Annotated in this window: 31 protein-coding genes and 1 tRNA gene; 12 read left to right on the top strand and 20 right to left on the bottom strand. The window is 45.9% G+C overall.

Annotated features, from left to right (window positions below; translation table 11 throughout):
* The first annotated feature begins 19 nt into the window (after positions 1-19).
* A complete protein-coding gene (locus tag DWW23_RS14745; RefSeq protein ID WP_122354042.1) occupies positions 20-568 on the top strand; it encodes a 30S ribosomal protein S16 in 549 nt (182 codons plus the stop codon).
* 98 nt (positions 569-666) lie between these two features.
* Here DWW23_RS14745 and trxA read toward each other — a convergent pair whose 3' ends face one another.
* On the bottom strand, positions 667-1,140 hold the full coding sequence (gene trxA / locus DWW23_RS14740) for a thioredoxin (protein ID WP_122354041.1): 474 nt from the start codon (positions 1,138-1,140) through the stop codon (positions 667-669).
* 190 nt (positions 1,141-1,330) lie between these two features.
* On the opposite strand from trxA, the gene DWW23_RS14735 reads away from it, so the two are divergent.
* Together DWW23_RS14735 and DWW23_RS14730 are read left to right on the top strand one after the other, a co-directional pair.
* Positions 1,331-1,415 (top strand) — tRNA-Ser (locus tag DWW23_RS14735).
* A gap of 235 nt (positions 1,416-1,650) precedes the next feature.
* On the top strand, positions 1,651-2,172 hold the full coding sequence (locus DWW23_RS14730) for a methylated-DNA--[protein]-cysteine S-methyltransferase (RefSeq protein ID WP_122354040.1): 522 nt from the start codon (positions 1,651-1,653) through the stop codon (positions 2,170-2,172).
* A gap of 23 nt (positions 2,173-2,195) precedes the next feature.
* On the opposite strand, the gene DWW23_RS14725 is transcribed toward DWW23_RS14730, so the two are convergent.
* From DWW23_RS14725 to DWW23_RS14710, 4 genes are all read right to left on the bottom strand, one after another.
* Positions 2,196-2,963: an N-acetyltransferase gene (locus DWW23_RS14725; RefSeq protein ID WP_122354039.1), complete on the bottom strand. Its 768-nt coding sequence runs from the start codon at positions 2,961-2,963 to the stop codon at positions 2,196-2,198.
* 7 nt (positions 2,964-2,970) lie between these two features.
* On the bottom strand, positions 2,971-3,816 hold the full coding sequence (locus DWW23_RS14720) for a GyrI-like domain-containing protein (protein WP_122354038.1): 846 nt from the start codon (positions 3,814-3,816) through the stop codon (positions 2,971-2,973).
* Between the two features lie 68 nt (positions 3,817-3,884).
* Positions 3,885-4,451, bottom strand: coding sequence for a GrpB family protein (locus DWW23_RS14715; RefSeq protein WP_122354037.1), 567 nt, complete (start codon positions 4,449-4,451; stop codon positions 3,885-3,887).
* Positions 4,452-4,470: 19 nt separating this feature from the next.
* The gene (locus DWW23_RS14710) at positions 4,471-4,962 is read right to left on the bottom strand and encodes a VOC family protein (RefSeq protein WP_233564344.1); all 492 of its coding nucleotides are present in this window, start codon (positions 4,960-4,962) and stop codon (positions 4,471-4,473) included.
* A 94-nt stretch (positions 4,963-5,056) separates the two neighbouring features.
* Here DWW23_RS14710 and DWW23_RS14705 point away from each other — a divergent pair, with 94 nt between their 5' ends.
* Positions 5,057-5,941 (top strand): D-isomer specific 2-hydroxyacid dehydrogenase family protein, encoded by an 885-nt coding sequence (locus DWW23_RS14705; protein WP_122354036.1) that lies wholly within the window; start codon positions 5,057-5,059, stop codon positions 5,939-5,941.
* Here DWW23_RS14705 and DWW23_RS14700 read toward each other — a convergent pair.
* From DWW23_RS14700 to DWW23_RS14680, 5 genes are all read right to left on the bottom strand, one after another.
* Entirely contained in the window at positions 5,924-6,712 is a 789-nt protein-coding gene (locus DWW23_RS14700; RefSeq protein ID WP_122354035.1) for an aspartate dehydrogenase domain-containing protein, read from the bottom strand. The two genes, DWW23_RS14705 and DWW23_RS14700, sit on opposite strands and share 18 nt — an antisense overlap.
* A gap of 64 nt (positions 6,713-6,776) precedes the next feature.
* On the bottom strand, positions 6,777-7,202 hold the full coding sequence (locus DWW23_RS14695; protein ID WP_122354034.1) for a GNAT family N-acetyltransferase: 426 nt from the start codon (positions 7,200-7,202) through the stop codon (positions 6,777-6,779).
* 39 nt (positions 7,203-7,241) lie between these two features.
* Positions 7,242-7,697 carry a DUF3795 domain-containing protein gene (locus tag DWW23_RS14690; protein ID WP_122354033.1) on the bottom strand — a complete coding sequence of 152 codons (456 nt, stop codon included), beginning with the start codon at positions 7,695-7,697 and terminating at the stop codon, positions 7,242-7,244.
* 6 nt (positions 7,698-7,703) lie between these two features.
* Positions 7,704-8,120, bottom strand: coding sequence for a DUF3788 family protein (locus DWW23_RS14685; protein WP_075558129.1), 417 nt, complete (start codon positions 8,118-8,120; stop codon positions 7,704-7,706).
* 57 nt (positions 8,121-8,177) lie between these two features.
* Positions 8,178-8,516: a DsrE family protein gene (locus DWW23_RS14680; protein WP_122354032.1), complete on the bottom strand. Its 339-nt coding sequence runs from the start codon at positions 8,514-8,516 to the stop codon at positions 8,178-8,180.
* Positions 8,517-8,687: 171 nt separating this feature from the next.
* Between DWW23_RS14680 and DWW23_RS14675 the strand changes: the two genes are divergently transcribed.
* Complete coding sequence (locus DWW23_RS14675) at positions 8,688-8,981, top strand: type II toxin-antitoxin system HigB family toxin (protein ID WP_122354031.1); 294 nt, start codon at positions 8,688-8,690, stop codon at positions 8,979-8,981.
* Between the two features lie 41 nt (positions 8,982-9,022).
* Positions 9,023-9,388, top strand: a complete 366-nt coding sequence (locus tag DWW23_RS14670) for a type II toxin-antitoxin system HigA family antitoxin (protein ID WP_075558127.1) — start codon at positions 9,023-9,025, stop codon at positions 9,386-9,388.
* Between the two features lie 478 nt (positions 9,389-9,866).
* Here DWW23_RS14670 and DWW23_RS14660 read toward each other — a convergent pair whose 3' ends face one another.
* Together DWW23_RS14660 and DWW23_RS14655 are read right to left on the bottom strand one after the other, a co-directional pair.
* The gene (locus DWW23_RS14660) at positions 9,867-10,091 is read right to left on the bottom strand and encodes a helix-turn-helix transcriptional regulator (protein WP_122354029.1); all 225 of its coding nucleotides are present in this window, start codon (positions 10,089-10,091) and stop codon (positions 9,867-9,869) included.
* A gap of 7 nt (positions 10,092-10,098) precedes the next feature.
* Positions 10,099-10,530, bottom strand: coding sequence for a hypothetical protein (locus tag DWW23_RS14655; RefSeq protein WP_122354028.1), 432 nt, complete (start codon positions 10,528-10,530; stop codon positions 10,099-10,101).
* A 243-nt stretch (positions 10,531-10,773) separates the two neighbouring features.
* Between DWW23_RS14655 and DWW23_RS14650 the strand changes: the two genes are divergently transcribed.
* Together DWW23_RS14650 and DWW23_RS14645 are read left to right on the top strand one after the other, a co-directional pair.
* The gene (locus DWW23_RS14650; protein WP_122354027.1) at positions 10,774-11,202 is read left to right on the top strand and encodes a pyridoxamine 5'-phosphate oxidase family protein; all 429 of its coding nucleotides are present in this window, start codon (positions 10,774-10,776) and stop codon (positions 11,200-11,202) included.
* Positions 11,203-11,264: 62 nt separating this feature from the next.
* On the top strand, positions 11,265-12,200 hold the full coding sequence (locus tag DWW23_RS14645) for a YafY family protein (RefSeq protein ID WP_122354026.1): 936 nt from the start codon (positions 11,265-11,267) through the stop codon (positions 12,198-12,200).
* Positions 12,201-12,449: 249 nt separating this feature from the next.
* On the opposite strand, the gene DWW23_RS14640 is transcribed toward DWW23_RS14645, so the two are convergent.
* Positions 12,450-12,803 (bottom strand): helix-turn-helix domain-containing protein, encoded by a 354-nt coding sequence (locus tag DWW23_RS14640; RefSeq protein WP_122354025.1) that lies wholly within the window; start codon positions 12,801-12,803, stop codon positions 12,450-12,452.
* A 165-nt stretch (positions 12,804-12,968) separates the two neighbouring features.
* On the opposite strand from DWW23_RS14640, the gene DWW23_RS14635 reads away from it, so the two are divergent.
* Complete coding sequence (locus tag DWW23_RS14635; protein ID WP_122354024.1) at positions 12,969-13,496, top strand: DJ-1/PfpI family protein; 528 nt, start codon at positions 12,969-12,971, stop codon at positions 13,494-13,496.
* Positions 13,497-13,614: 118 nt separating this feature from the next.
* Here the strand turns inward: DWW23_RS14635 and DWW23_RS14630 are convergent, their stop codons facing one another.
* Both DWW23_RS14630 and DWW23_RS14625 read right to left on the bottom strand, forming a co-directional pair.
* Positions 13,615-14,184 (bottom strand): ORF6N domain-containing protein, encoded by a 570-nt coding sequence (locus tag DWW23_RS14630; RefSeq protein WP_122354023.1) that lies wholly within the window; start codon positions 14,182-14,184, stop codon positions 13,615-13,617.
* A 135-nt stretch (positions 14,185-14,319) separates the two neighbouring features.
* Entirely contained in the window at positions 14,320-15,225 is a 906-nt protein-coding gene (locus tag DWW23_RS14625; protein ID WP_122354022.1) for a DMT family transporter, read from the bottom strand.
* Positions 15,226-15,398: 173 nt separating this feature from the next.
* On the opposite strand from DWW23_RS14625, the gene DWW23_RS14620 reads away from it, so the two are divergent.
* Positions 15,399-15,872 carry an Lrp/AsnC family transcriptional regulator gene (locus DWW23_RS14620; protein WP_075558120.1) on the top strand — a complete coding sequence of 158 codons (474 nt, stop codon included), beginning with the start codon at positions 15,399-15,401 and terminating at the stop codon, positions 15,870-15,872.
* 2 nt (positions 15,873-15,874) lie between these two features.
* Here the strand turns inward: DWW23_RS14620 and DWW23_RS14615 are convergent, their stop codons facing one another.
* A complete protein-coding gene (locus DWW23_RS14615; RefSeq protein WP_122354021.1) occupies positions 15,875-16,819 on the bottom strand; it encodes a homocysteine S-methyltransferase family protein in 945 nt (314 codons plus the stop codon).
* Positions 16,820-17,024: 205 nt separating this feature from the next.
* Positions 17,025-17,303, bottom strand: a complete 279-nt coding sequence (locus tag DWW23_RS14610; protein WP_122354020.1) for a hypothetical protein — start codon at positions 17,301-17,303, stop codon at positions 17,025-17,027.
* Positions 17,304-17,463: 160 nt separating this feature from the next.
* On the opposite strand from DWW23_RS14610, the gene DWW23_RS14605 reads away from it, so the two are divergent.
* Positions 17,464-20,040: a hypothetical protein gene (locus tag DWW23_RS14605; protein WP_233564343.1), complete on the top strand. Its 2,577-nt coding sequence runs from the start codon at positions 17,464-17,466 to the stop codon at positions 20,038-20,040.
* Between the two features lie 91 nt (positions 20,041-20,131).
* Positions 20,132-20,821, top strand: a complete 690-nt coding sequence (locus DWW23_RS14600) for a CDGSH iron-sulfur domain-containing protein (RefSeq protein WP_122354019.1) — start codon at positions 20,132-20,134, stop codon at positions 20,819-20,821.
* A gap of 154 nt (positions 20,822-20,975) precedes the next feature.
* On the opposite strand, the gene DWW23_RS14595 is transcribed toward DWW23_RS14600, so the two are convergent.
* From DWW23_RS14595 to DWW23_RS14585, 3 genes are all read right to left on the bottom strand, one after another.
* Positions 20,976-21,533 carry an RNA polymerase sigma-70 factor gene (locus DWW23_RS14595; protein WP_122354018.1) on the bottom strand — a complete coding sequence of 186 codons (558 nt, stop codon included), beginning with the start codon at positions 21,531-21,533 and terminating at the stop codon, positions 20,976-20,978.
* Entirely contained in the window at positions 21,526-22,746 is a 1,221-nt protein-coding gene (locus tag DWW23_RS14590) for a S41 family peptidase (protein WP_158583193.1), read from the bottom strand. The genes DWW23_RS14595 and DWW23_RS14590 overlap by 8 nt, the downstream gene beginning before the upstream one ends.
* Positions 22,747-22,756: 10 nt before the next feature.
* Positions 22,757-23,812, bottom strand: a 1,056-nt coding sequence (locus DWW23_RS14585) for a BamA/TamA family outer membrane protein (RefSeq protein ID WP_370449274.1), incomplete at its 5' end; no start/stop codon positions are given.

Genomic DNA, 23,812 nt, shown 5'->3' with positions numbered 1-23,812 from the left:
TTAAATTAATTATTCAAACATGGCAACAAAAATTAGATTGCAGAGACACGGTCGCAAAAGCTACGCTTTTTATCAGATCGTAGTCGCAGACAGCAGGGCTCCACGTGATGGAAAGTTTATTGAAAGGATAGGTTCTTATAATCCGAACACTAATCCTGCTACAGTAGATTTGAACTTCGAAAGAGCTTTGTATTGGTTACAGGTAGGTGCACAGCCTACAGACACAACTCGCAACATTCTGTCACGCGAAGGTGTATGCATGAAAAAGCATTTACTGGAAGGTGTAAAGAAAGGTGCATTCGACGAAGCAGCAGCGGAATCAAAGTTCCAGGCTTGGTTGAAAAACAAACAGGCTTCTGTTGAAGCAGTAAAGTCTAAAGACAGCGAAGCAGCTAAGGCTGCTGAAAAAGCTCGTATGGACGCTGAAAAAGAAGCTAACAAGGCAAAAGCTGAAGAAGTAGCTAAAAAGAAAGCAGAATTAGCAGCAGCTGCTGCAGCAAAGGCAGCTGAAGAAGCAGCAGCCAACGCTCCTGCAGAAGAAGCTCCCGCAGCAGAAAGCGCTGAATAATTCGCTCAATGCCAAATAAAAAAGAGGACATCTCGTTGAGGTGCCCTCTTTTTTTATGGTTGAAACCACGTGGAATGATATAACCACGTGGCTGAAAATTACTTTTTACCCAGCAGGAATCCGTTGATCTGTTCAACGAACTGTTCCTTTGAAAGCGCGCCCTGTGCGATCTGCGGTTTTCCTTTTGCCGGGATGAACAGCAGGGTAGGGATGCTCTGTATGCCGAAAGCGGCGGCCAGTTCCTTTTCGTTATCGACGTTGATCTTATAGATGATGATGTCGTTCTTATACTCTCCGGCCAGTTCCTTCAGGATCGGCGACACTTTCTTGCAGGGTCCGCACCAGTCGGCATAGAAATCCACGATGCAAGGTTTGGTGCCTTCGTACACCCATTCCGATTGATTTTTTTCGTAATTATATACTTTGGTCAGGAAATCTGCCTTGTTCAGAACGACCACTTCGCCCTGAGCAGCGACACCTCCCGTTTCGTTTTTATCCGATTTGGCAGACATGGAGCAACTGACGAGCAGCAACACGACTGAAATCAGGAATAAATCTTTCAACTTTCTCATATAAAACTTATTACTTCATTGATAATTATAGAATACAAAAATAGCAATAAAACGGATACAACTCCCATCCCTTGCGGTTAAAAGAAAAATATTAGCGTAAAAAGAAAAAAATCTCTCCAAAGATTAGGAGATATAAAAATAATCACTACCTTTGCACCGCAATCGAGAGAAAACGATAGCAAAACGTACTGGAGAGATGGCAGAGTGGTCGATTGCGGCGGTCTTGAAAACCGTTGAACTGAGAGGTTCCTGGGGTTCGAATCCCTATCTCTCCGCAGAGTATAAGAAGTCCTTGTAAACTTAGGTTTATGAGGATTTTTCTTTTTATGCAGACTATGAATGTCTTTTATCTGGAAAATTCATGTATCCTATCCGGGCAATGTATCTTTTTTGTTGAAACAACGGACAGTTTCCCTATAACTTAAAATGTATGAAAACACCTGTTATCCTGTTGTTTCCTCCCTGTAAAGTTTGTAGATTTGCTGTCATACAAATAAATACGATACCCAAATGGAAGAAACGATCCGGATACAATACTATCAGTCCCCTTGCGGAAAATTGATTATCGGTTCATACGGTGATAAACTATGCCTGTGCGACTGGCAGGATGAGGAGCGTAGAAAGCTGATCGACGCCCGGCTTCAGAAAGAATTGCATGCCGGATATGAGGAGGGCGGATCCGCGGCGATCGAAGAAGCGATCACCCAGCTCGACGAATATTTCGACCATAAACGTACCTTTTTCGATATCCCCCTGCTTTTTGCCGGAACCGATTTTCAGAAAAAGGTCTGGAATGAACTATTGAAGATCCCTTATGGAGCGACCGAGTCGTACGCCGGACTTTCCCAACGCCTGGACAATCCCAAGGCAGTGCGTGCGGTGGCGGCGGCTAACGGTGCGAATGCTATCTCGATTTTTGTGCCCTGTCATCGTATTATCGGCAGCAACCGTCAGCTGACAGGTTATGCCGGAGGTCTTCCGGCGAAGAAGCTGCTGCTTGAATTGGAGTCGCCTGCCGGCCTGTTCGGGTAACCCGTCTGCTGGCAGACGGGCGATCAAATCCCGACAATCTTCTCGAACCGCTTCTCCATACATACGCTGACGTCGGTCGTAACGAACTTCCCGTTGTAGAAAAGAGTGAATAGGGTAGCCGGGGTAGGAGCGTCCTGTGCCTGTTCCATCGTCTCCAGTTTGATGATTTTCAGCGGTATACCTTTCCTTTCGGCCATCTCTGCCAGCGTACCGCGCACATGAAATTCCGTGAACGGGCAACGGTTGGTGTAATAGACGACCGCGCCGTTCTTCTCCTCGCATTCCCCGCTTCGCACGCTTGCCCTGAACGATGGGTCGGGGGCTTCGGAGTCGATTTTCAAAGCCAGCAGGCTGAAACCGTCAGGCAGCTTCTCCACCGTTTGGAAACCCTGGCGCAAAAGCCATTTGGTGTCGCTCATAAAATGGAACTTGGAGGTGCCCGCTACGGTGACCAACCCCGCCTTTCCCTGTGTCCTGGCATCGTCGATGGCGGATTGCAACAGGGCCTTTCCGTGCCCGCATCCTTTGTACTGCCCTGAAACCCAGAAGCAGTTTATCATCAGATAACCGGGGGCATCGACGGGAACCCATGCCTTTTCGGCGGGAACATATTCGATAAATACCTTGGCGCGTTCGTCGAGACGGCGGAATACGTATCCGTTATCGAACTCTTTCCTGAGCCATTCTTTTTTCAGCTCGTAACTTTCCTTGCATTTCTTGTCGGAGAAGGCGCAGCAGATATGTTCGGTTGCGATGTTTTCCTTCGTCAGGGTGATGTATTTCGTTTCCATGATGATCTTATTTTATGGGTATGTAAATCTTGGTTAGAGCCGCTTCGCTGTCCGTCCCGGTGTAATGGATGTATTCCTCGAAAGGCATCCCGTGGCGGATGGTGTGGTTGAAGCTGACGCTGATGTTGTTGTAAAACTCCTGCAGGCTGGAATAACTGCCTTTCAACGTATAAACGGCATATTTCCCTTTCCGCAACCGGAGTGTGCCGAAGACGCCTGCCGCTTCGACCGGCTTATCCACCGTTGCACAGGCGTAGAAGCGGCATTGTCCGGCTGTGGTGACATTCGGATCGTCGAAGCTCAGGCCGATGAAGCGGGTGGCGGCGGATAGTGCCTGCTTTTCTTCCAGGAACTTTATCAGCTTGTTCCAGGCCGTTTCGTAAGGCTTTTCCTCCCCGTACTGTCCCACGATGCGGATATAAATCAGATTCAGGTCTTCCTCCTCGTAGATTTCTGAAGGGACGGTTTCGTATTTGCCACCGCTGCTTTTCACATATTCCTGCAAGCGGGCGTTCAACCCATTGATATAGGCTTTCGGCGAGATTCCGAACAGCTTCCTGAAGGCTTTCGAGAACGATTGCGGATTGTCGTAGCCTACCCGCGCGGCCAGCTCGGCCAGCGTCATCTCCTCCGTCTGCATATACATGATGGCCCGTTCCATCCGTTGCCTGGCCATGTAGGCATAGAGGGATTCGTCGAGGGCGGAGCGCATGATGCGGAGCAACTGCCGCCGGGATACACAGATCCTTCCGGCTATAACGTCCAGTTGTAACGTCCGGTGCAGGTTGGCGCTGATGTAATCGATTACCTGGTTCACCTTTTCCTGATAGATATTTTCGGTACTGCTTCGCATGCTTCTGATTCTTTAGCGACAAAAGTAGGCAATCTATACTGACCGGGAGTTGTCCAATCCGGCCAAATTCAAACCTGTTCTTTTGCCCGGTTTGTTATTTCGCGGATGAAACCGGTTTTTGCATCGGTGTAGCCGTCGCGGTCATGTTCGTACTCTTTTTGTAGTTTGACTTTCAATTCTCCGTAGGCTTGCGCCGTGTCGGGATGGGAGAGAAGGTAGTCGCGGAAATAGAGTTCGTCCCAGTCGCCGGAGTATCTTATGTGGAGGTGGAAGGCCTGACCTTTAAAGCCTTCGGGGGTATAGCCTTTCATAAACATCATATGGGGAGGCGGATTACCGGGTTGGGGGGAATAGATGTAACCCTCCGCTTCGATGGTCGGGATGAGGCGGGCAAGGTCGGTTTTCTGTTGTATTTCCAGCAATATGTCGATCGTCGGTTTGGCTGTCAGTCCCGGTACGGATGTGCTTCCGATATGGCTGATGCGGACGATATTTTCCGCTCCTACGGCTTTCACGAGGCAGTCTTTTTCTGTTTCGTAACGCTTGGGCCAGTCCCGGTCGTGTGCCGAGAGGATGATCGGGAACAGCTGCCAGAGTTCTTCGTTACTCATTTCGTTCAAATTCTTATTTTTCATGGCGGTAGGGTTGGAAAGGTTATTCCGGTTCGTCCGTATCCAGGCAGAAAGGATGGCCGGAGGGGTCGAGCAGTGTACGGGAAGTTTTGAAGTATTGCTCGCCTGCCAAGCTAGCTCCCAGGCTGAGGGCGTGGCGGACGGCTTCCTCCAGGTCGTCGACGTAGAAGTCGAGGTGGAGCATTTGTCCCTGTCTCCCTTCTTGCCAGGGCCAGACGGGCGGTTCGTATTCTTCTATCTCCTGGAAGGCGATGACCATGCCGGTGGGAGAGGTGATGGCCGACCAGCCGTTTGCCTGCGGGTGTGTCCACTGCCAGTTGAGGAGGCGGCTGTAAAAGGAAGCCATGAGACCCGCGTCCTTACAGTCGATCACGATGTTGATCCGGTTGATTGTTGCTTGCTTTGTTTCCATGTTTCCAAAGATAAGATAAGTTTTCGAGATATGGAATTTCCGGGAAAGAGATGCTATTCGGAGGCATAACAGATGCTTCCCGGCAGCATAACAGATGCGCAAATAGGGGAGAGAAAGGAAGAATGGATGGAAATAGTCTTTTGTTTCTTACCGAAAAGGATTAATTTTGTGAGGAAACAAATAAGCAGAAATATTCATGTTCAATAAACTTGTGGCGATAGAGCCTGTAAGCCTGATTCCGTCAGCAGAAAAGAAATTGCAAGATTTTGCGAAAGAAGTAGTTATGTACGATGACATACCCGCGGGGGATGAAGAGGTGGCTGTCCGTATCGGGGATGCGGACGCTGTCCTTTTGAGTTACACCTCCCGGATCGAACGGGCGGCACTGGAGAAATGCCCGAATGTCCGCTATATCGGGATGTGCTGTTCCCTTTACTCGCCGGAGAGCGCCAATGTCGATATCCGCTATGCCAACGAACGGGGGATTGTTGTGACCGGTATCCGCGATTATGGCGACGAAGGGGTGGTGGAGTATGTTATCAGCGAGCTGGTTCGTTGCCTGCACGGCTTCGGACAGGAGGCATGGGATGAGATGCCTCGCGAGATCACCGGATTGAAAGTGGGGATCGTCGGGCTGGGTAAGTCCGGTGGGATGATTGCCGATGCCTTGAAGTTCTTCGGTGCCGATGTTGCCTATTTTGCCCGGAGCGAGAAGGAAGAGGCACGTAGGAAAGGTTACCGTTTCCTGCCACTGGGTGAGCTGCTGGCACAAAGTGAAGTGGTTTGCTGCTGCCTGAATAAGAACACGGTCTTGCTGCATGAAGCGGAATTTAAGCAGCTCGGTAATAAAAAGATATTGTTCAATACGGGGTTGTCTCCCGCTTGGGACGAGACTCCGTTTGTGAAGTGGCTGGAAGGCGACAACCTTTGTTTCTGTGATACTGCAGGTGCTTTGGGCAACGTCCAGTTGTTGAGCCATCCGCACGTACGTTGCATGCAGGTGTCGACCGGCCGTACACGCCAGGCGTTCGACCGCCTGAGCGAAAAAGTACTGGCTAACCTCTCAGAATACGATGGGTGAGGTGATATTGAGCAGGGTGTTCACTACCGACCATCCTGCTATCTCTGCCGTTGCGCTGTAGACGTCGATGACGGCATGCACCTGATCGTTCCTGATCTCTACCCGCTGGGTATCGCCCGTAAATCCGGGGGTGGACTGCATTGTCACCTCCATGTTCGCTGGTCCTACCGAAGCCCGCGAGGCCGCTACCGTAACATTGACTTTCGTCGGGAAGAGCCGGATGGCTTCCACCGCATTTCCGGAGAAGACGACGCGCTGTTCCGTTTGCAGCGATTCATCGTAGACGGCGGTTCCTTTCAGGGCGTTAGGGCCTTTCTCGTTGAAAAAACGGGCGGTGGCGTTTCCCATCAGGGCGGTAGTCCGCAGCACATCGAAGCCGCCGGTAGCCCCGGAGGCCAGGTAGACACGGGTGCCGTTTGCCTTGGCTGTCTCCGCTACCTCGCGATAAAAGAGGTCGTCGGCCAGCGCCCCGATCGAAAGGGTGACAATGGAAGTGCCGTTTTTCAGTGCAGGCAACGCCAGCTCTTTCATGGCGGCAGGCGAGGCGGCTTCCACCAGATAGTCCGGTTTCAGGGCAAGCAACTCTTCGATGGTCGTACATACCCGGCAAGGTTTCCCGTGTTGTTGCATCCGGGCAGCCAGGTTTTTTGCTTTGGAGACTGTGCGGGAGTAGACACCCACTAACTCATATTCGGGCAAAATGCCTTTGATTACAGCGTCGGCCACGATACCTCCGAGCCGTCCGCATCCGACAATTACTAACTTTTCCATGCAGGCAAAGGTACTCGATTTTAATCTGATTTCCCAAACGGGACTGGCGAATATGCGAGAGGGGTTATTTCTTCATAGGGAGAAATGTCATTCCGTTGACACTTTGTATCTCGCCTGTGGGTTCGAAGCCCAGCTGTTTGTAGAAAGGAATAGCATATGTGGACGAGTTGACGGTCATTTCGGAAACCGGAGAATCGTTTTCCATATAGTCGAAAAGCTTTTTTCCTATTCCTTTTCTATGGTGTTCCGGTTTGATGAAGAATAACGAAATATGTTTCCCGTTGTTCTTCGTTCCCAGGATACCGATAAGTTCGTTCTGTTCAAAAGCCCCGTAGATGGTCAGTTCGTCCATGAGCTGTTCATTGTAAATAAAGCTTTTGAAACTCTCCAACCCTTCGTCGTTGAAGTCCGACCGGCCACAATGGATATATACATCGAGTGCGAGGTCGGTTGCTATGTTGTATGCTGTTTTTTCTAGCTTGCGTATCATATTATTTTTTATGGTGCAGCGTGTGTTATTATTGGGTTGTTAATATCTGGGAAGATCCTTGATCCCGTCGTAATAGTTTTCGATGCCGATTTCGCGTATCTTTTCGTTGATCGAGATGAAACGTTTGTACAGATGCTCGTCGAATCCGGTCTGTGAGCAGGGGAACGAGTCACATTGATAGCAGAAGTCGACTCCCTTCTGGCGGAAACAATCCCTGACATTGCAGCTTTTGAACAAGGCACATTGTTGCTCGCGGCAGCCGTTGCATTTGGTTTCCGAGAAGTAATGCAGCATACTTTTGAACGCCTGATAGTTTTCGAAGACAGGTTCGTCGAGCATGGTGACGAAACGTTGGGCGTAGACATCAAAGTTACCCAGGCTTTTAGCGAGTTCGCCGCTGTGTTTCTGTATCTTGCCTCCGTTGAAGGCAAAGCAGCCCCCGCAGTGAAGTCCGCAGGGGGCGATATGTTTCTTTATGATCTCGTTGGGTTGCATATGCGTCTATTTTAATCCTTTTTTGAAAAGTATCATCGATAAGGCATCCTTCACCTGCTCTTTTTCGGTGATGGTAACGGTCATAGGGATGAGTTTTCCGCTGGGTTTGGCCCGGTAGAATTCTTCTTTGATGCTTTCCGTAATTTCCATTCCGGCGATACGGTCCAGGTGTTTTTCCGTGAAGTAGGAAGTGACTTTGAAAAAGCTCTGGTAGACAACCAGCCAGGCAAGGTTTTTCTTCTTTGACAGGACTTTGCATAACCAGGCCTTCCCGTCGTTGTAATAGTTCCACTCGAGTGTCAGGTCGGCGGCTGCGGCCGATGCGCTGAATTCTTCGAATGCGGGAAAACTAGCCTTCAGAACGTCGGCGATGACTTCATTAGTGGGGAAAACGTTTTTGTCTTTTAAAATCAGAGGTTCCATAATGTTGTGTATTTCGGTGTATAAAATAAAGAGAATTATATAAGGATATGTTGCCCGTTAAAGGGTCAATATTTTTTCTCCGTTCTTGAGATATTCGGTTAGCGGGGCTCCCATGTATCTGACGGTAACACCCAGTTTCTCGATGATTGGCTTCACTTCGAACCTTTCGCAGCAGTCCTGGCAGGCTTCGACGGTGACGCCTGCTTGAAGCATTTCCAGGATTTCCGTCTGCACCTGCGTGTCCCGGGCGGCGAGCTTAACGGAGGCTCCCCAAAGGATCACGTTCACTTCTTTCCACCAGCCTCTCTTTTTGGAGTTGAGGGTGTACATCGATAACATATTGAATATGGTGTCTTTATTGTCGGTTGTCCAGAGAATGTTTAATTTGTCGTTCATAATAAGATGATTTATGTATATGGTTATGTCGATTCGCAAATGTATATAAAAAATAGAATTAAATACTCCTTGAGGGATAATCTCTACTCTTAAGGGAAAATGCTTTTGTATATTGGAAAAATATTTTGTTATTTGGAATAAAGTGAGTAGCTTTGTCGCAAATAATTAATCATGAGAATAATCACATTTGCAGCCATAAGAGAATATTCTAAGAAACATGCTGATGCAGATGTCGCTTTGAAAGATTGGTATAAAAAGACGGAAAGAAGCGATTGGTTATGCCTGGCAGATGTAAAGCAAACATTCAATAGTGTTGATTTTGTGGGTAATGACCGATTTGTTTTTAATATAAAAGGTAATGACTATAGATTGGTTGCTATCATATTATTTGCTGCCAGAAAAGTTTTCATTCGCTTTATAGGCACACATAATGAATACGATAAAATAGACTGTTCTAAGATATAGTATTTTGCATTAGTGAGACACACTTTAAACTGTAGATAAATATGGCAAAGATAAAAGATAAAAAACAGTATGATGCAGCCTGTGCAAGAATAGAAGAACTGCTGAAGGTTGTAAATAACAATACACCTACTGATAACAAGAATTTCCTTGAACTGGATTTGCTTTCGGACTTAGTAGCCGATTACGAAGAAGAACATTTTCCAGTGGAAACCCCTCTTCTGGTAGATGTACTTAAGCTTCGTATGTATGAAATGAATCTTACCCAGACAAAGCTCTCAGAGTTGTTGAGTGTTAGTCCTTCCCGGATTAGTGAGTATCTTTCCGGTAAATGTGAACCGACATTAAAGGTAGCCAGAGATATAAGCCGGAAATTGCATATTGATGCTAATATTGTTTTGGGTGTGTAATTGGATCTTATTTGTACAAAACGACTACTTTTTTTGAAATAAACCGTAGTTTTGTATAAATGTTTCTGATGAAAAGAGGATTGAATGATAGCTTAATTCTATGCCTCGCCGTCTTTCTTTTGCAGGAGGCCGATCTTTTTTTTAATCACGTAGCTCAGATAGGAGAAAATGAAGGAGATCAGGATAATTATGCAGACTCCCATAACTCCCCATATCCCGTGACTATAAGGGAAATTGGGAGGTATAGGAACAATATTCCCTGATAAAAATAGTCCGATTGCTGTTCCTGTTATTATAGGATATATCTTTCTTAACTTCTTAAATATTCTATCAATTTGAGTATTATCAAGCATACGATTTTAGATTTATGGTTTGAGTTGTAAACTTACATAATAAAAAGGAAAACTCTATATCCTTTGAAATAAAAAAGAAGGAGACCTTTCATTTATCTGAAAATTGTTCGGTTTTCGGAGTATGATCAAGTGGCCTCGTCGTTTTCATTCAACTCAAAGATAGCTTCGACGGGAGCGTTAAAATATCGGGCGATCCTTAATGCGAGGATAGTTGAAGGGATATATTTACCTGTTTCGATGGTATTTATAGTTTTGCGGGTAACCCCGATGGCAATGGCCAGTTCTTCCTGGCTGATCTTTTTTATCGCCCGGTAGACTTTTATTTTATTAATTAGTTCTTTGTTTTCCATCTGACTATTATTTATATAGAATCAACCGATGTACACCTACCGTAATAACGGCGATGAACAGAAGGATTAAACAGTACATCTTGACCGGCAAGTGGATATAATCATCCAGCAAATAAATAAGTATTACGCTTATAAGTGTGGAGAATAAGCCACTGGTTCGGGCTTTGTAATCGAAACTTTTGTACATTTCGTTACTTAGAGCATAGAATAACTCTTTATTGTTCTTGATCTCCCGGCTGAGGAACAGGTTCTTAAACGTTGCATAACAGAATAATAAGCCGGAAATAGCCGACATTACACTACATATAATAATAACAGGTTTACTGAAAGGAAATTGAATTAAAATCCCTCCGGCCATCCAAAATCCAAAACTGATTATCTGCAATAACATGACATTAAATCTAGCTTTCTCTGTTTTTTCAATGATAGATGCTTCCATAATGACAAATGTGTTAACTAGTGTTTATTAATATAACCTCTAGGTTTTATAATGTAACCTATGGGTTACAAATATAAATACTTATTGTGATATACTCTATCTTTTCCTCTCTTTTTTTCATCACCATCGAAATAAAATGTTTTTTACTATCGAAATAATCTCTTCCCTGCTGACATACTGTTGTCACCGCCTCCCCATACCTTTGCTTCACAGTTCGAATATTAACATTAAAAAACTACGAAGATGGAAATGAAATTGTTTTATTTAGGGGAAGTTACGGGGATGACGAAAGAGCAGGTGGAAGAAGCGGAAAAGTTCATCCGGGGATTTGAATATGGCATCGTTGCCACCAGCAATCCGGAGACGGGACCGCGCCTTTCGGGGCTCAACAACCTGGCAGGCCAGACCTTGCAGCAACTCCATTTTGCGACAGAAGCCAGCTGTCAGAAATTAGCGAACCTCCGCCTGGATCCGCGCTGTGAAGTGATGTACGCTACGATGGAGAGCGGGCAGGTCCAGATCGCAGGCAAAGCCGAGATCATCACCGACGAAGCATTGAAACGCGAACTCTGGCAAGACTGGATGAACGAATACTCACCCGAAGGACCGACGGGAGAGGGCATCTGTATTATCCGCCTCATCCCGGCTTCTATCCGGGCGATGATCTGCTGATCCCGCTGCCGGTAACGTAAAAGTTGTATCTTTGTCACCAATCAATCAGACAAACGCACACAATGAACCGCCTGGAACGAATATCCGCTATACTGGTCAAGCTGCAATCCCGCCCGGTCGTCACCGCACGTGAGATAGCGGATCAGTTCGGTGTAAGTCTCCGGACGGTTTATCGCGACATCCGTTCGCTGGAAGAGTCGGGGATCCCTGTCGGCGGCGAGGCAGGGCTGGGTTACTCGCTGGTGGACGGTTTCAAGCTGCCGCCCCTGATGTTCACGATCGACGAGGCCCTCTCTTTCCTCGTGGCGGAGAAACTGGTCTGCCATCAGACCGACGGCGATACCTACGATGTATTCCGCAGCGGGATGGACAAGATACGCGCCGTGCTGCGGACGGCCGACAAGGATATCCTCCATCATTTCGACCCCTATATCCGTATCTCGGGTATCCACCAGAATACGCGCACCGCCTCTGCCAACGTCCTGCAAACCCTTATGAAGGCGTTGCTGAACAAGAAACAGCTCGTCATGACCTACAAGGCGGGCTACAACTACCAGGTCACCCACCGCACGATCGAACCCCAGGGTATGTTCTTCATGGGAGGCATCTGGTATGTCCTCGCCTGGTGCAAGTTGAGGAGGGATTACCGCACCTTCCATCTCGGCAGAATCGTCCACCTCTGTCTGGGCGAAAACGGTTTCGAGGAGGAGCATCTTCCGCTTGACGAGCTGATCCCCCGGATCTATGATGTAGAGGATGAGGTCGAAGTGACGCTCCGTGTCCACCGTGACGTGGCACGCGATACGGAAGTTTCCAAATACACTTACGGACTTTATGAGGAGGTGGCGGACGGGGAGTACTTCGTCCAGAAATACCGGACCTATTCGCTCGACAAGTTCGGCCACTGGTACCTGTCGTTTGCCGACCGGGCGGAGATCATCGCGCCGGAATCTTTGAAAACGGTCGTCCGGGAGTTGATCGGCAAGATCCGCATCTGAAAGCAACTGTCTCTATATCTTCGGATAAAACCCTATTTTTCCCTTGCGCAAAAGGTCCGCACCCTTTATCGAAAAAGCATGCACCCTCTTTTCAAAAAGCATGCACCCTTTTTCCGAAAAGCATGCACCCTATTTTTCAAAAGGATGTATCCTCTTTTTGCAAGGCATGTATTCTTTTTTCCGGCAAGGCAATAGGGACTTCTCCGTAGCGGTGGCCGTTTCGGGAAAAGGGCTGATTTTCAAGATTGTTTATCCTTTAGCCGTCTCCCGGCTGGTCAGAATCTCGTCCATATGTCCGAGTGCCCAATCTACCAGGTTCTGGATATGAGGCATGAGTGTCGTGCCCATTTCCGTGAGGCAATATTCCACGCGGGGCGGCACTTCGGGATAGACTTTGCGGTGCACAAGGCCGTCGGATTCGAGGGTACGGAGCGTGACGGTCAGCATCCGTTGCGAGATATCGTCGATGGTCTTGTGGATGTCGCTGAAACGCATCGTGCCGTTCGCACTCAGTGTAGTCAGGACCAGCATCGACCATTTGTCGCCAAGTCGGCTGAGGACGTCCCGGACCGGGCAATTTCCTGTAGGATGAAAATTTTTCATTTTCTTTCTTTTCGTATGATGTTGAAACTCAATAATGGTTACCTGCGTGTAAGTAGCTTATTCCGAGGTGCGTTCTTGTTTCTTTCGCCCGGATCGTCTACATTTGCTGCACAAAGGTAATAAACTTACGAAAGGTAACTATTGTTTCACTTAATAATTACAATTATGTCAAAGAAAGTAGCAGTTTTAGCAGTAAATCCGGTGAACGGATCAGGGTTGTTCCAGTATCTGGAAGCATTTTTTGAAAACGGAATTTCTTATAAGGTGTTTGCTGTTGCCGAGACGGCAGAGATCAAGACAAATTCAGGTATCAAGCTGATCGTGGATGATGTGATAGCCAACCTGAAAGGGCATGAGGACGAGTTCGATGCGCTGGTGTTCGGTTGCGGCGATGCCGTTCCGGTGTTCAGCGAAAATGCCGGCAAGCAGTACAACCAGGATATGCTGGCCGTTATCAAAGCCTTTGGTGATAAAGGCAAGATCATGATCGGACATTGTGCCGCCGCGATGATGTTTGAGATCGCAGGCGTTGCGAAAGGAAAGAAAGTGGCCGTTCACCCGTTGGCAAAGCCTGCCATCCAGTCTGCCCAGGCTACCGACGAAAAATCCGAGATAGATGGCAATTTCTACACAGCACAGTGCGAAAACGCTATCTGGACGATGCTGCCGCAGGTGGTTGAGGCACTGAAGTAATCCGTTCCTCTTCGTCCGAACGCTTGGATGAAGAAGGTATCTAAAAGGAAATCAGGTAAACGTCGGGGAGAGGTTATTCGGGTAAGATACACTATCCCCGTACGTTTCTATGAGTAAATTATTTTGGCTTCACAAAGCCTACCGGGTTACGTGGCTTATCCGATAGTGTCTTTTGTACTTGCAATTCAGCCAGTGTTTTATTGATTAATTCAAGTTGTATCCGGGTATCTTCGTTGATGTCGTTGTAATCGGTAAACGTCTCTTCGATATATTCTCTCAGGTCTTTTATTTCCTGCTTAAGTGCTGTGAACTTATCGATAGGGGGCATAATTAATTTCTGGCGGACAGCAACGAAAGCACGCATAATATTTATATTTACCTGTATCGCGATGTCCGAATTGAGTACTCCTGAAAGCATAGCTAATCCCTGTTCTGTAAAAGCAAAGGGAAACTTACGAGTTCCACCCCATCTTGATGTTCCATTTTGGAATATCAAGTTTTGTTCTTCAAACTCGCTTTTTGTTAACTGAAACATAAAATCAAGGGGAAAACGCTTAATGTTCCTTTGAACTGCTTTATTCAGGTTTCCGGTTGTAACCTGGTATAACTCCGCTAGATCTTTGTCCAGCATCACTTTTTGACCTCTTATTTCATAGATCTTACTTTGGATTAATTGCAATTCGTTCATAGTTAAGATATTTTTTTATGATTAATCTTAGTCTCGTAAAGATAACCATTATTTGTTTTCAGCATGCTTAAAGCCTTATTTTTTATTCTCAGGCAAGATTTTAAGACTATGATGATACATGAAACGAATATTTATTTATCCCTTGTTTCTTTTAAAATGAAATCCCCTCTCCGCAATATAAACCCCGCTCAGGATAAAGACCGATCCGATCAGGGCGATCACCGTGATGATTTCGTCGATCACGATGGCGGAAGTGATCAGCGTCACCAGCGGGACAATATAGATATAGTTGGCCGTGCGGAACGGACCCAGCTCTTTGACTGCCGTGTTCCACATGATGTAACAAAGCATCGATGCTACCACACCCAGGAACAGCAGGTTAGCTGCAACGACCGGGCGGAAGAGTATCGCCGTATCCGTATTCAGCGGATGGAGCAAGAACATCGGGGTTAATGTGACAAGCCCGTAGAAAAACACCTTCCGGGTAATCAGCAATGTCGGATACCGGTTCCCCATCTGTTTCAGTATCAGGCAGTAAAACGCCCACATCAACGCTGCGATCAGCGTCAACATATCCCCCAGTGGATTGATCTTCAGTAGAAAACTACCGTTGAACACGACAAACGCCACCCCGATCAGCGCCATGACCGAGCCGTAGATCAGATTCGGTTTGATCTTTTCCCCGCGGTAAAACAGGAGCGAAAGAAACGCCGTCAGGATAGGAGCGGTGCAGATGATGAGCGACACGTTTGAAGCCAGCGTGATCCCCAGCGCCGTATTTTCGGTAATAAAATAGATCGATCCCCCGCAAAGTCCGGCGGCTACGAACATAAGTTCATCCCGTTTACTCCGGGCAAACAGTACCTTTGGAGAAATAAACCAGATGCAGACATAAGCCAGCGCGAAACGGTAGAAAAGAATGTCGACGGGAGACAGTCCGTTATGAATCAGGATTTTTGTCGAAACGAAAGTCGTACCCCAGATAATAACCGTGATGATTGCGATCAGATGATACCAGTAAGTCAGATTATTCTTTGCCATATTTTTATGAATTTCTATTAACAATGGAGGAAAATGGTTCCGCAAATATATGTATTAAGTAAATAGGTTCTGTATATTTGTTGAAAATAAGGAATTATTCCTATATTTGGGTTCTATACAGGATAATGTGTGTTTTGGGAATATCTTTTACAACGAAAATAGGAAAAAATACTATGGCAACACTGGATCAGATCGATATTAAAATTTTACAGGCTTTGCAGAATAATGCCAAAGTGAATATGAAAGAGCTTTCGGCAGAGCTGAATATCTCGAAAACGCCTGTCTACGAACGGGTGAAAAGGCTGGAAGAAGAAGGCTATATCAGGAATTATGTCGCCCTGGTGGATAATAAGAAGGTAGGACTTCCGCTCGTGGTTTTCTGCAACGTCTCGCTGGCGGTGCACAACGATGAGCATATCCAGCGGTTCAAAGCAGAGATACAAGAGATCGACGAGGTGATGGAATGTTATTCGATCGGCGGCATCTACGACTTCTTTCTCAAGGTGGTTGTTAAAGACCTGGCCGCATACGACCAGTTTGTCTTTAACAAGCTTACCAAAGTAAATGGTATCGTCAAGATGCAAAGTTCGTTCGTGTTGAACGAGATCAAGCATACAACCGCCTTGAAGGTGGTGCCGGGTGAATGAAACTATCCGGCGCGGCGCGACAGGATATCGGCAAACTCTTTCAGGTGCGAGCCGTCGGTTCCGCAGCAACCGCCACAGATTTTCAGCGGGAAATCCCATAATAAAGTCATAAGGCGGTCTGAAAGTTCGGCGGCGGTCGACGATTGCAGGCAGGAGCAACCGTTCAGTTCCTCGGGACTGAGACTGGATGCGTTCGCCTGGATGCCGTTGAAGCGCGTTCTCACCAGCTCCGTATCGTTCATCGGATGCGACAAAGCTTCAAAGAGGACATCCGGATGTACGCAGTTCGCCATATAGCAGACGGGAGGGCGTGAAGTCTGTTTATCAATAGCCTCGATTGCTTCGTGGATGAATGTGCCGTCCATCAGCCGCCCGTTGCGTCCGATCATAAAGTTGATGATGTAGGGCAAACCGGTTGTCTCCATTGCCTTGGCCATGCCGATTGCTTCGGTCAGTTCGGGCATGATGCCGGCAAACAAGTAATCGACTTCGGACTCTTTGAAATCAAGGAGCGTAGGAAGATGATAGCTGAAAGCCTCTTCTTTGGAAAAATACTTCCGGTTACTGTAAGCATCTCCCCGGCATCCGGTTAGTCCGCCGATATAGACCGGAGTCGTGTACCGGTCCCTTAGCTCAGAAAGGAAGGCGACATTGTCCGCCAGGATATCTTTCTCCCTGAATACCGATGCGGCAATCCGTTCTTTGTTCGCTCTCCGGGTAGGGGTCATCAGCAGGAGAGGGAGCCGCGAGCTTTCCGCGATATCCAGATACTGGCTGTAGATGGCAGCCAGTTGTTGCTTATGTTGTTCGTCGTATATCAATCCGGCGTGGACGATCTGTTCGTCCAGTGAGATCCGGTATTCGTGGCGTAATCTTTCGACGATAGCACCCTCTGTCAGCAGGGCGGGGCATGTGTCGTAAGATTCGGTAAAACTATGTTTGTTCATTAAAATAGAGTCTTTTTGGCCTGGATGACAAATATAAGAAACTTTTATGGTTTCTATTTGTCCGATCTTGCTGGTTTTACATTATATAAGATGTTTCGTAGATTACTCTCTTTTACTCTTTTCCGGCAGGAGTGGCCCCTTTGCGGTGGACGATGGCGTAGCGGTTGGGTGAAATCTCTTCCCACCAGGCGAAGTTATAGTGATATCAGAAAGAGAATACTTTTAATATGATCCATAATAAGATAAAGGCGGCAAGGGCAGCCAGTAAAATCACATATTTTATTTGTAAGAAGTACTTTTGTTCATCTTGTTCGCGTTCTTTCACCTGCCGGTTGATCCGGTCGAACTCTTCGGCACTGATGTCCGGGAGTTGTGAAGCATACTTTGCACGGGTGTCTTTTCCCCGGTCACGGAGCTGTCTGAGCATCTCCCGATCTTCTTTGTTCCTTCGTATCATATCGAAAACATGGCCAGCAAAACTCATAAGCTTCTCTTTTTAAAGGATTCGTTTTTTGTCTGCTAAAATACGAAAAAAAACTGGATCAGGCTGCCAGGCGTTATGAGTAAAACAAGTTGAATGTCTGCTCTGTTATGTAAATATACAGGTGTTACTTGTTTGAATATAATTGTGATTCAGTTTGCAGATGATGAAATTACATGTTTATACTGTCTGTTACTATATATTATTGTTGGTCCTGCTGTTTTTTCCGTCTCCGGAGGCGGCAGCGGATCTATTGTTGCCGGTCGACAGTGCCGGTATGACCGAAGGCGATTCGCTGGTCCGGAAATCGATCTACCCGTCGTCGGCCACTGAGAAAAGTGATTTTTATAAGATGCTTTGGGGAGAACATTACCGGAAATTATATGCTATCCCGATCACCGTGCCTGCCGTCACCCTGCAAACGCTTTGGGGCGGGATGAAGGTGGTGGAGCAGGCTACTGATTTCCAGGGATTACTTCTGGAAAACGATCAGGCACAGTTATGTCTTTTAAAGCCGCTAGGCGGATATACCACCTTCCTCGAATCGAAATTCTTCCAGGAAGTCTATAGCAAACAAGTATTCAGAAATACATATCTGGACCAGTTTATCGGTGATGCCTATACTATTATCAATCCGTTTACCTTTATCTCTGCCGATTATCTGGCGCGTTCGTCGGGGCTGAACTCAAATAATTCGCGAATCTTTTACTTGCCCGAGTATTCCACAACCGATACAGTGGCGGATGGAACGCCTATCGGAAATAAACTGGTCAGTGTCATCGATGTGCCCGATTTTAATACCCGCCCGAATATTCTCCTGACAGAAGATTTGCTGGATACTATCCGGACGGATAAGAATTATCAGGTGAATCAGGAACTTTATATCCGCGAACGTCTGTTGGATATGGTGATAGGTGACTGGAATAAGATACCCGAAAACTGGAACTGGATAGCTCGTCAGCAGGGCGACAGCCTAACCTTCGACCCGATCGTCATCGACCGTAACCATGCTTTTACGAAGGTTGACGGCGTTTTGTTCAAACAAATGCTCCGGGTGTTGGGCCTGGGTTTCATTGTTAATTACGATCCTTCGCTGAAAAGCGTCCGCAAAGAGAACGCCTTGGGTTTTTCTTTGGATATGGCGTTGGCTTCCCAAAGTGATGCCGATGTATGGATGCAGCAGGCCCGATTCATCCGCCGGACACTGACCGATTCGGTGATAGACGATGCTTTCTCGCGTTTGCCGAAGGGAATAGAGGATAAGGAGATCGAACGGATCAGCGCGATCGTGAAACAGAGACGGGATAGTTTGGAAGAGATAGCAACGTCTTATTTCGATCAGTTGCAGCGAACCCCGGTTCTGACGGGAAGCAACCGTTCTGACCGTTTCGTCATCGATCGTACTAATCCCGACAGTTTGTTTATCCGCATCTACGATAAAGAGACAGACCGACTGGTGTTCGACCGGAAATATAGCCGTAAAAAGACCAAGGAACTTTGGCTATACGGTCTTGAAGGTGACGACCGTTTTGAAGTGAACGGAGAAGCAAAGAAAGAAATGCCCGTCTTCCTGATTGCCGGCCGTGGTGAGAATAGCTACCGGCTGGACCCAGGCCATCATATACGGATTTATGAGTATAAGTCGGAAAAGGCCCGGTTAGACTCCATTCCTCATGCTCGTAAAGTTTTTTCGGATATACCGGAAATACATCAGTATGACTACAATAAGATCAAATATCATAAAATGTCGCTCACACCCTGGGGGATTTACGACTCGGATAAAGGATTCAGTCTCGGTACATTCTTTACCTATACGATGTATGGCTTTAAACGTTCGCCGTTTACTTACCAGCACCGTGTCGGCTATAATTACCTGCAAGGGTTCATGTACCAAGGGATTTTTCCTTCTTACGACGGAAAGAAATCGTTCAATATAGAGGCGACAATCAGTTCGAAGAGGAATTTCTATAACTTTTTCGGTTTCGGGAATAATACGGACGGATATAAGGAAGCGAAGAAAAATTACAACCGTGTCCATATCCGCGAGTTCAAACTGTCGCCTTCTTTTCTGCTCAATTTCGGAAAGAATGAAAAGCTGACTGTTCGAACTTCGTTGGAAATGTTCAAGGCGAAGGAAACGAGCGACCGTTTCATCAACCAATATTATCCCGAAGATCACCGGATTTTCAAGAATAACTACTTCTTCGACCTGGGGGCTACGCTGGAGACGGAGAAAGAGCTTTCTTCTTTTATCCCCCGGATCGGTGGAGCTGTAACAGCCGGTTGGATGATGAATCTGAGGGATGCCGGACGTAATTTCCCTTATGCCGGTGCTTCCATGGAACTGGACGTACGGATTACCGATCGTCTGACCTGGGCGACGATGGCGAAATGTAAACTGCTCTTCAACAATAAATACGAATTCTACCAGGCGGCATCCACCGAGCTACGCGGTTACCGGGATAACCGTTTTATCGGGAAACAAGCTTTTTACCAATATTCGGATATCCGGTTGGATATGGGGAAACTTAAGAATCCGTTCACCCCTTTGAAGTACGGAGTGTTTGCCGGATTCGACTACGGCCGTGTCTGGTTCCCGGGTGAAGAATCGAAAAGATGGCATACCTCGTACGGAGGAGGGGTATGGCTGACGTTGATCAACAAGGTCACGACGAAGTATTCATGGTTCGGTTCGACCGATAGTTTCCGTTTCATGTTTGAGCTTGGACTGGGATTTTAGCGGATGGCTTGATTTTCCGGAAGGTTTGACTAAACAAACTGAAATCCACGTTGTTTAATAAATAGTACATAAAATTAAAACAACTTAGGTGATGGAATCTAATAGTGAAAAGAAAATCAAGGTTCTCCCAAACGGACCTTACGAAGTGATCGGGGATGTCCCGGTGAATCAGTTACGTTATATCGGCGACCGGAAAGGAGCTTCCACCGGTTATAAGGAAATACAAAAGTATTCCGTCGAAGGCGTATATCATCTGTGCCGTTGCGGTGGCTCGCACAACAAACCTTTTTGCGACGGAACGCATAAAAAGATTGGCTTTAAAGGAGATACGACAGCCAGTCACGATTCGTATGATGAAATGTCTGTCCTTTATGAAGGTAAAGTCATCGATATGCTGGATGCCGAAAGCCTCTGTGCGGTAGCCCGTTTCTGCGATACGCACGGTACTGCCTGGCAACAGGTGGAGGAGGGTGACTCGAAGGATACGATTGAAATAGTAAAACAACAGTGCGCCAACTGCCCCAGCGGTCGTCTGACAGCCGTTACGAAAGATGGTAAACGGATTGAACCCGAACTGCCTGAAGGCATCAGTATCCTGGAAGATGTCCCTGCCAGCGTACACGGTCCTATCTGGGTGAAAGGCGGTATTCCTATAGAAGACGAAAACGGACGTGTCTATCCGGTGCGCAACCGCGTTACGTTATGCCGTTGCGGTCTTTCACAGAACAAACCCTTCTGCGATGGCAAACATATGCGGAATCAGGGAGAGTTGGATGATTAATGTCTAAATACGAAAGTCTACCTGAAGAGAACTAAATGGTACGCAGATCAGGCAGATACCACAGATATATACTTAAAATTGATTATCTGCGGTTGTCTGTCTGATTTGTGTTATCTGTATACCATCATAATAAAACCTTTGATATATATTGAGATCAGGATATAAATAAAAGCAGGTAATAGATAAGTAAAGCTTTTCTCAACTCTTTGATGGCCAGACTTAGCTGGGTTTCTACATTTCTTTTAGTTGTGTTTAAAAAAGTAGCTATTTCTCCGTTATTCATACCCTTATATCGGCTTAATATGAATATGTGTTTTCGTTGATTAGGCATTTTATCTACGAGCATATCGATCAATAAGGATGTTTCTTTACAAATCATTTCATCTTCACTGCTTGGCGAATACCTTTGATCCAGATTACAACTGACATAGGCCTGATGTACTAATTTATGCTTTAAAAAGTTGATTGCTGCATTGTAGGCAACCGTATGCAGATAGGAATGGAATGATTTATTGAGATTAACTGTCGTATGGTTTGCCCACAAATTAGCAAATAACTCTTCCGTAATATCTTCCGCATCAGTATTTGATTTGGTAAAACTATAAATTAAAAACTTGACTCTGTTGTAATAAGTCAGAAATATGATCTCGAATGCTTTATGATCACCTTCACGGAATGCAGAAAGTATTTCCTGGGTTATGATATTATTCATAAGGACTTTTGTTCTCAGAAAGTTGTACCATCAATAAATGCCTGTTGTTTAATTTATTAATCAAATTGTTTAGCCTTTCATCTGCATTGCTTCCTTTGATTTCTATATCCGGAGTCGTTTTATCTACCCTGTGTAAACTACCATTTGAGTTTAATCCGGCCAATGCCGGATAGCGGACTATGATGCCGCTGGCCGGTAACCGGACCAATACGGCATCGCTTCCTATTCCTCCGCCTCCGGTAGTTTCTCCCGCAATAGTAGCCCATGAACTGCTTTTGGCAAAACTGGCAAATTCGTCTGCAGCGGAGAAAACAGCAGAATCGGTAAGCAGTATGATCTCTCCTTTAAAAGGTATGGGTAGAAAAGGTTGAATTGTTGTTGTTTCTTCAACGAGTTTAAAGTTCTGTTCTGAAAACTCCAAAGGCAATGACGGTAGCGATGAGGGAATTATACCGGATATGTTATTCAAATACCGCGAGAAGAATAAATAATTGATCGTTCCTTTTTTTATGGCAAAATGACGGTTAAAGTTAACGGGTGTTTGTATTAACCTACTCACTATGCCGTCCATCCAAAAGGAACTGCTACCTCCCTTATTTCCTTGTATATCAATTATAAGATAGTCGTAACTATTTACCAGGTAAAGAAATTCGTTTATTCTTTGGAACGTATTTGTTATACATTCCGTATCGAATGATGGGATACGCATTATCCCGATCTCCGGAGAACGGACCAAAGAATCTTTATATTGTAAATCATTATTGTTTACAGTTGTTTTTATGTTCTCCTTTTTTAACAAATTGCTCCAATAGGGCATTTCTTTTTGAGATTGGTTTAATGTATTTACCCAAGGTGTGTATCCCGGATTCATAAAATAAGCTTCCCCATATTTAGTCCGAAAGTGATCCCAATAATAGGTGGGAGCCAAATCGACTTCTTTATCATGTAAACTTTTTATAATAGAATCAAGCTGGACCAGGTAATTTTCATTGTCTTTCGAGTTACGCACCTTCTCTAGAAAAAGATCTTTTTGAGATAGCCAGGATTTTCCGTATGTACATTCGTATCTATCGAAATACGGATAATTATTTTTTAATACTTCGATCAGATAATTCAAATCACCCTCTTTTTCCTCTGGGGTTAATTCTTTGTAATTCTGAGAGGTTATTATCTGTGTCGTGAAGACGAATACTAAGATCAATATATTTTTCATCCTGATTGTTTTAAAATTCATGTCCTATAATAAAGTGAGGATGCCAACCGCCTCTTTTGCCGTTGACTTTGTCGAATCCGTAAGCCATATCTATTCCCATCAAACCGATCATCGGAAGGAAGATGCGGGCACCGATACCAACGGAACGCTTCAGGTCAAACGGATTAAAGCTCTTCAAATCTTTCCATGCATTACCGGCTTCAACAAATACGAGGCCGTAGATCGTAGAAGATGGTTCCAGCAAGAACGGATAACGTAACTCCATGGCCAGGCGGGAGTAAGCATATCCATAAGAATTGTAACCGGCATTACCTGCGATACTACCGTTTTCGTACCCTCTCAAACCGATCGTTTCCGTTGCGTATGTGCTGGAGTATCCACTCATACCGTCACCACCCATATAGAAGGTTTCGAACGGAGAACGTTTATGTTTGTTGTAAGATCCCAGGAAGCCGTATTCCACACGGGTCATCAATACCGGTGTACGTTTAATTGCCGAAGGAGCCAACGGGGAGAAGATCTTTGCTTTGAACTTCCACTTATGGTATTCAATGAATTTGAATTTACTTTCGTCATTATCGCTCATGTTTGCATAGTTCTTTCCATCCCATAAAGAGTAAGGAGGGGTTGCGCTGACAGAGAAGGAAAACTCTGAACCACGACGGGTATACAGCGGGTTGTCGGTAGAGTTACGCTGCAACATCAATTCCAGGTTTATATTATGGCTGGTACCATTTTGAACCAGAAAGTACGCCCAGTCATGCATGACATACATCTGATAGTTCAAAGTTGCCATGAACTGGAAGTAGTCATCCGGCCAGTTCAAACGTTTACCGTAACCGGCAGAAAGTCCGAACATCATGATCGACTTATCCGGATCATATGCCAGTTCGTAGTTGTTGTTATAACCGCCATAGCTACTACCGTAACCACCATAATATGGATAACCGCTATAATAATTAGACATACTATTATTATAGTAGTTACTACTGATATCAGTCTGTTTAGAGAAATAAGCACTTACGGAAAGCGTATTCGGGCGTCTGCCTCCGAACCACGGGTCCAT

This window comes from Parabacteroides sp. AF14-59, from assembly GCF_003479515.1.
GTDB lineage: Bacteria > Bacteroidota > Bacteroidia > Bacteroidales > Tannerellaceae > Parabacteroides > Parabacteroides faecis.
Note: the sequence above shows the minus strand (reverse complement) of the source record. Positions and strands in the feature narration are given on the sequence as shown.

What these genes read in the sequence shown, in the direction of transcription:
- DWW23_RS14745 (WP_122354042.1), top strand. Translation starts at nt 20, where the DNA reads ATGGCAACAAAAATTAGATTGCAGAGACACGGTCGCAAAAGCTACGCT.
- DWW23_RS14605 (WP_233564343.1), top strand. Translation starts at nt 17,464, where the DNA reads ATGATGAAATTACATGTTTATACTGTCTGTTACTATATATTATTGTTG.
- DWW23_RS14690 (WP_122354033.1), bottom strand. Translation starts at nt 7,697, where the DNA reads ATGCAACCCAACGAGATCATAAAGAAACATATCGCCCCCTGCGGACTT.
- DWW23_RS14725 (WP_122354039.1), bottom strand. Translation starts at nt 2,963, where the DNA reads ATGGAAACGAAATACATCACCCTGACGAAGGAAAACATCGCAACCGAA.
- DWW23_RS14600 (WP_122354019.1), top strand. Translation starts at nt 20,132, where the DNA reads ATGGAATCTAATAGTGAAAAGAAAATCAAGGTTCTCCCAAACGGACCT.
- DWW23_RS14700 (WP_122354035.1), bottom strand. Translation starts at nt 6,712, where the DNA reads ATGGAAAAGTTAGTAATTGTCGGATGCGGACGGCTCGGAGGTATCGTG.
- DWW23_RS14730 (WP_122354040.1), top strand. Translation starts at nt 1,651, where the DNA reads ATGGAAGAAACGATCCGGATACAATACTATCAGTCCCCTTGCGGAAAA.
- DWW23_RS14625 (WP_122354022.1), bottom strand. Translation starts at nt 15,225, where the DNA reads ATGGCAAAGAATAATCTGACTTACTGGTATCATCTGATCGCAATCATC.
- DWW23_RS14720 (WP_122354038.1), bottom strand. Translation starts at nt 3,816, where the DNA reads ATGCGAAGCAGTACCGAAAATATCTATCAGGAAAAGGTGAACCAGGTA.
- DWW23_RS14645 (WP_122354026.1), top strand. Translation starts at nt 11,265, where the DNA reads ATGAACCGCCTGGAACGAATATCCGCTATACTGGTCAAGCTGCAATCC.
- DWW23_RS14630 (WP_122354023.1), bottom strand. Translation starts at nt 14,184, where the DNA reads ATGAACGAATTGCAATTAATCCAAAGTAAGATCTATGAAATAAGAGGT.
- DWW23_RS14650 (WP_122354027.1), top strand. Translation starts at nt 10,774, where the DNA reads ATGGAAATGAAATTGTTTTATTTAGGGGAAGTTACGGGGATGACGAAA.
- DWW23_RS14640 (WP_122354025.1), bottom strand. Translation starts at nt 12,803, where the DNA reads ATGAAAAATTTTCATCCTACAGGAAATTGCCCGGTCCGGGACGTCCTC.
- trxA (WP_122354041.1), bottom strand. Translation starts at nt 1,140, where the DNA reads ATGAGAAAGTTGAAAGATTTATTCCTGATTTCAGTCGTGTTGCTGCTC.
- DWW23_RS14675 (WP_122354031.1), top strand. Translation starts at nt 8,688, where the DNA reads ATGAGAATAATCACATTTGCAGCCATAAGAGAATATTCTAAGAAACAT.
- DWW23_RS14660 (WP_122354029.1), bottom strand. Translation starts at nt 10,091, where the DNA reads ATGGAAAACAAAGAACTAATTAATAAAATAAAAGTCTACCGGGCGATA.
- DWW23_RS14715 (WP_122354037.1), bottom strand. Translation starts at nt 4,451, where the DNA reads ATGAAAAATAAGAATTTGAACGAAATGAGTAACGAAGAACTCTGGCAG.
- DWW23_RS14590 (WP_158583193.1), bottom strand. Translation starts at nt 22,746, where the DNA reads ATGAAAAATATATTGATCTTAGTATTCGTCTTCACGACACAGATAATA.
- DWW23_RS14685 (WP_075558129.1), bottom strand. Translation starts at nt 8,120, where the DNA reads ATGGAACCTCTGATTTTAAAAGACAAAAACGTTTTCCCCACTAATGAA.
- DWW23_RS14655 (WP_122354028.1), bottom strand. Translation starts at nt 10,530, where the DNA reads ATGGAAGCATCTATCATTGAAAAAACAGAGAAAGCTAGATTTAATGTC.
- DWW23_RS14595 (WP_122354018.1), bottom strand. Translation starts at nt 21,533, where the DNA reads ATGAATAATATCATAACCCAGGAAATACTTTCTGCATTCCGTGAAGGT.
- DWW23_RS14695 (WP_122354034.1), bottom strand. Translation starts at nt 7,202, where the DNA reads ATGATACGCAAGCTAGAAAAAACAGCATACAACATAGCAACCGACCTC.
- DWW23_RS14620 (WP_075558120.1), top strand. Translation starts at nt 15,399, where the DNA reads ATGGCAACACTGGATCAGATCGATATTAAAATTTTACAGGCTTTGCAG.
- DWW23_RS14615 (WP_122354021.1), bottom strand. Translation starts at nt 16,819, where the DNA reads ATGAACAAACATAGTTTTACCGAATCTTACGACACATGCCCCGCCCTG.
- DWW23_RS14635 (WP_122354024.1), top strand. Translation starts at nt 12,969, where the DNA reads ATGTCAAAGAAAGTAGCAGTTTTAGCAGTAAATCCGGTGAACGGATCA.
- DWW23_RS14705 (WP_122354036.1), top strand. Translation starts at nt 5,057, where the DNA reads ATGTTCAATAAACTTGTGGCGATAGAGCCTGTAAGCCTGATTCCGTCA.
- DWW23_RS14680 (WP_122354032.1), bottom strand. Translation starts at nt 8,516, where the DNA reads ATGAACGACAAATTAAACATTCTCTGGACAACCGACAATAAAGACACC.
- DWW23_RS14610 (WP_122354020.1), bottom strand. Translation starts at nt 17,303, where the DNA reads ATGAGTTTTGCTGGCCATGTTTTCGATATGATACGAAGGAACAAAGAA.
- DWW23_RS14670 (WP_075558127.1), top strand. Translation starts at nt 9,023, where the DNA reads ATGGCAAAGATAAAAGATAAAAAACAGTATGATGCAGCCTGTGCAAGA.